1 protein-coding gene is annotated in these 390 nt (G+C 64.6%); it reads right to left on the bottom strand.

What is annotated here, in order from left to right; genetic code table 11:
- Positions 1–390 (bottom strand): hypothetical protein (locus NX773_RS23460; protein WP_258858647.1); only part of this gene is annotated, 390 nt, incomplete at both ends.

Raw genomic sequence — 390 nt, 5'->3', positions numbered from 1 at the left:
GCCGGCACGAAGCGCAGGTGGCTGGCATTGATTTCGGCCACGGTCATGCTGGCGCTGGCGCCAACGTCCTGCCATGCACCGCTCACGTAGGCCTGCAGCTTGCCCGCGCCCGGCAGTGCCGAGATCTCGACCTTGCTCAGCGAGTCGCCGGCATTGGCGTCGCTGAAGTTGAAATCGCTCGCCCCGAATACGTAGTTCGTGTCCTCAAGCGTGGTCACGGTGCCGCCAGTGCTGGTGGGCGCTGCGTTGGTCGAGGTGATCGTCACCCCAACCGACTTCGCGTCGGACAATGCACCATCCGAGACCGAGACCGTGAACGTGTCGCTGCCCGCCGTGTTGGCGGTATAGCTCACCTTGCCGTCGATGACGTCCTGCTGCGTGAACGTGGTC

The organism is Massilia solisilvae (genome assembly GCF_024753215.1).
GTDB lineage: Bacteria > Pseudomonadota > Gammaproteobacteria > Burkholderiales > Burkholderiaceae_D > Telluria > Telluria solisilvae.
Note: the sequence above shows the minus strand (reverse complement) of the source record. Positions and strands in the feature narration are given on the sequence as shown.